The sequence below is a fragment of the Bradyrhizobium sp. genome, assembly GCF_049586575.1.
In the GTDB taxonomy this organism is placed as follows: Bacteria; Pseudomonadota; Alphaproteobacteria; order Rhizobiales; family Xanthobacteraceae; genus Bradyrhizobium.
Genome location: NZ_JBAVCF010000242.1, coordinates 1 through 3710 on the forward strand (window position 1 = coordinate 1; position 3710 = coordinate 3710).

General features: G+C 63.0%; 4 protein-coding genes. 1 reads left to right on the plus strand and 3 read right to left on the minus strand.

Annotated elements, in window-relative coordinates; genetic code table 11:
* Positions 1-133: 133 nt before the first annotated feature.
* Positions 134-643, minus strand: a complete 510-nt coding sequence (locus tag WB528_RS09310) for a hypothetical protein (protein ID WP_423888127.1) — start codon at positions 641-643, stop codon at positions 134-136.
* A 173-nt stretch (positions 644-816) separates the two neighbouring features.
* Positions 817-2364: an acetolactate synthase large subunit gene (locus WB528_RS09315; RefSeq protein ID WP_423888128.1), complete on the minus strand. Its 1548-nt coding sequence runs from the start codon at positions 2362-2364 to the stop codon at positions 817-819.
* A 233-nt stretch (positions 2365-2597) separates the two neighbouring features.
* Here WB528_RS09315 and WB528_RS09320 point away from each other — a divergent pair, with 233 nt between their 5' ends.
* Positions 2598-3221, plus strand: coding sequence for a L,D-transpeptidase (locus tag WB528_RS09320; RefSeq protein ID WP_423888129.1), 624 nt, complete (start codon positions 2598-2600; stop codon positions 3219-3221).
* A gap of 89 nt (positions 3222-3310) precedes the next feature.
* On the opposite strand, the gene WB528_RS09325 is transcribed toward WB528_RS09320, so the two are convergent.
* Positions 3311-3710: acyl-CoA dehydrogenase family protein (locus tag WB528_RS09325; protein ID WP_423888131.1), on the minus strand; the 400-nt coding region annotated here is incomplete at its 5' end.

Genomic DNA, 3710 nt, shown 5'->3' on the forward strand with positions numbered 1-3710 from the left:
ATCGCTTTATAGGAACTTCAAATTCAAGGCCGCACTAGAATCAATAAGTTACTAGAGCTCCTTTGATTCCGAAGCTCGCATCGGAGGTTGCCGCGATACCGTGCGAACTTCGGAATCGGAGCTCTAGCGGCGCTTACGCGAGGCCCGCCTCTTTCAGCCGCTGAGCCAGAAAGCCGGAAAGCTCGTCATGGGGCTTGCCCGCCACATAGACCTCCGGCGAAATGACGCCGGTCTTCCCCAGCGTCGCCAGCACGCCGATCCAGTAAGCGAACCAGATATGCGGATCGGTCAAGGCGCGCAGCTTGTGCCGGTCGTGCTCGAGCGGCTGATGATTGGTGGCTTTTCTCACCTCGATCGCGAGCAGGTTGTTGGGAACGGCGCGCTGATGCACGACGATATCAGGATAGACCGACTTGCCGAGATGATCGTCGGTCGAGACGATCGAGCCGTGCGGCAATTGCAGCGTTCGCTCACCGAGCCGGTCGAAATCGCAATCGACCTCAAAATCCGGAAACTGCCTCTGCAAGTGCAGGGCGAGCCGATGCGTCAGCGTACGCTCGCCGAGATCGTGCTCGAACAGGAACGCCTCGCTCGCATAAAACTCCTTCAGCGCGGCGACCACCTTGTCCAGCTCGGTACGCATCTGACCCTCAAGGATACACCCCGTCATTGCGAGCCAACGGGCCGCGCGAATGCGCGCCCGATGACAGGCTCCGCAAAGCAATCCAGCGCACTAAGGAAGAATGGATTGCTTCGTCGCGTTGCTCCTCGCAATGACGACCCACGCTTTCACCACACAAGATCCGGCGACAGCTCTCAGAACCGCACTTCGATCAGCCGCGGTCCCTTGGCGGGGACAAAATCTGCAAGCGCCTTGTTGAATTCGTCCGCGGTGGTGACCGCGCGGCCCTCGACACCCATGCCTCTGGCGAGGTCAACGAAATCGATGGTTGGCTTGTCGATCTTCAGCATGTCCATGGCGCGCTGACCGGGCGAGCCGGCGCCGACACCGTCGAATTCGCCGCGCAGGATCTGGTAGATGCGGTTCGCGAACACGATCGTGAGGACGTTGAGGCCTTCGCGCGCCTGCGTCCACAGCGACTGGATGGTGTACATCGCGCTGCCGTCGCCAACCATGCAGATCACCTTGCGATCAGGACAGGCGACCGCGGCTCCCGTCGCCACCGGCGTCGAAAAGCCGATCGATCCGCCCATGTTCTGCAACCAGTCATGGGGCGCTGCCGCCGCCGTCGGCGGGAAGAAGCCGCGCCCCGTCGTGATGGATTCGTCGACGATAACAGCATTTTCGGGAATCGCGCACGCTATCGCCTGCGCGATCGAGGCATGGTTGAGCGGCCCGGTTGGCTTGTTCAGTTCGGCGAGCTGTTGCGGCTTGACGTCGGACGGCTTGGCGCCGAGCGCGTCCGCAAGCGCTTCCAGCGCCGCGACCGAATTCTCGCCCCAGGCCGTCATGCGCTGAACCTCGCAGCCCTCGGGCTTGAGATGGCTCGGCTTGTTCGGATAGGCGAAGAAGGCGATCGGGTCGTTGGCCTCGACCAGGATGATGTTCTTGAAATCTTTCAGCAGCGGCAGCGCCTGCTCGATCACATAGGGAATGCGGTCGATCGAGAAGCGGCCGCGGCCGCGCGCCATGCGCGGATGATAGGTCTGGCCCATCACCTTGCAGCCGGTCTTGCCGGCAATCTGTTGTGCCAGCGCCAGACCCCGTTCGGTGAGCGCGTTGCCGGTGATCAGCAGGAGATTCTGCGTGCCGCCGGAATGCAGCACCTTGGCCGCCTTCTCGACGGCGTCGGCGGAAAAGCCCGGCTGCTGCTTCGGCGGCGTCACCTGCGCGATGCCGTCGGCCTCGTTCCAGGCGGTATCGGCGGGCAGGATCAGGGTTGCGATCTGCGGCGGGGAGCTCTTGGCCGCGGCAATCGCCGCGGCGCCATCGGCCGCGACGGACTTGGCGTTCGGCGAGGTGCGCACCCATTCCGACATTGGCCGCGCCAGGCCCTCGATGTCGGAGGTCAGCGGGGCGTTGAAGCCGATGTGGTAGGTAGCGTGCTGGCCGACGATGTTGACGATGCCGGAATGCGCCTTCTTGGCGTTGTGCAGGTTGGCAAGCCCGTTGGCGAGACCGGGACCCAGATGCAACAGCGTCGAGGCCGGCGTCCCCTTCATGCGGAAATAGCCGTCGGCTGCCCCCGTCACCACGCCTTCGAACAGGCCGAGCACGCAGCGCATGCCCTCGACGCGATCCAGCGCTGCGACAAAATGCATCTCGGAGGTGCCGGGATTGGTGAAGCAGACGTCGACCCCGCCTGCGACCAGGGTCCGCACCAGACTTTCCGCACCGTTCATTCTCCAGCTCCCGTTGGCGATTCCAGCTTTTTCAATGGCATCAGATCAATCATTCCTGACGCGGTTCGTCAAAGGGGTCGGGAGGGGTCAACCGGGGTCCTAAGCGCATGGCTGCTATCGCCGGTACACACCGAGCGCAATTTTAACCGCACCTTTCGAAATTCGCCACGTTTGCTTGCGAAAACACCTGCGATATGGCCTGCTTGATCCGTTAACGTTGCCGGAGGAATCTGATGACCCGGACATTTGCCTTTCTGGCCGTGGCGTTGATGTTGCTGGTTAGCGTCGCACCCGCCCGCGCCACCATGGACGACGACTTTTTCAATTTCGGACGCCAGCAGCAGCGACAGCAGCCGCAGCCCGGGCGCGCTTATCCCTATTACGGCCCCGGCTCCGACTATTACGGCGGCGGCTCAAGTCCGATCCCGCGCGAACGAGTCAGCGCACCGGTCAGGCAGCCGCCGGGCAGCATCTATATCTCGACGTCGGAACGGCGGCTTTATCTGATCCTCGGCAATGGCGAGGCGCTGCGTTACGGCATCGGCGTCGGCCGCGACGGCTTTGGCTGGAGCGGCAGGCATCATATCACCGCGAAAAGGGAGTGGCCGAGTTGGACCCCGCCGGCGCAGATGCGCGCCCGCCGTCCCGACCTGCCGCGCTATTTGGCCGGCGGCATCGAAAATCCGCTGGGCGCACGCGCGATGTACCTGGGCTCCACGCTCTATCGCATCCACGGCTCCAATGAACCCGAGACGATCGGCCACGCTGTGTCCTCCGGCTGCATCCGCATGACCAACGAGGACGTCACCGATCTATACAACCGCGTCTCGGTCGGCACGCTGGTGGTGGTGCGGTAACATCCGCCACCGTCATTCCGGGATGCGCCTGAAGGCGCAGGCCCGGAATCCATTTCTACGCTCGCGCGTCGTTCCCGGTTGATCCGCCTTTAAGCCGATTTCTCGAATAGCTCGCGTCCGATCAACATCCGGCGGATTTCAGAAGTGCCGGCGCCGATTTCATAAAGCTTGGCATCGCGCAGCAGACGCCCGGTGGGGTAGTCGTTGATATAGCCGTTGCCGCCGAGCAACTGGATCGCATCCAGCGCGCATTGCGTCGCCTTTTCCGCGGCATAAAGGATCGCGCCGGCGGCGTCCTCCCGCGTGGTCTCGCCGCGGTCGCAGGCCTTCGCCACCGCATAAACATAGGCGCGCGAGGCGTTCATCGTCGTGTACATGTCGGCGATCTTGCCCTGCACCAGCTGGAAACTGCCGATCGGCTGGCCGAACTGCTTGCGCTCGTGCACATAGGGCATCACCACGTCGAGGCAGGCCTGCATGATCCCGAGC

Excerpts from the sequence above, each read along its gene's own strand:
- WB528_RS09320 (WP_423888129.1), top strand. The coding sequence starts at position 2,598 with ATGACCCGGACATTTGCCTTTCTGGCCGTGGCGTTGATGTTGCTGGTT.
- WB528_RS09310 (WP_423888127.1), bottom strand. The coding sequence starts at position 643 with ATGCGTACCGAGCTGGACAAGGTGGTCGCCGCGCTGAAGGAGTTTTAT.
- WB528_RS09315 (WP_423888128.1), bottom strand. The coding sequence starts at position 2,364 with ATGAACGGTGCGGAAAGTCTGGTGCGGACCCTGGTCGCAGGCGGGGTC.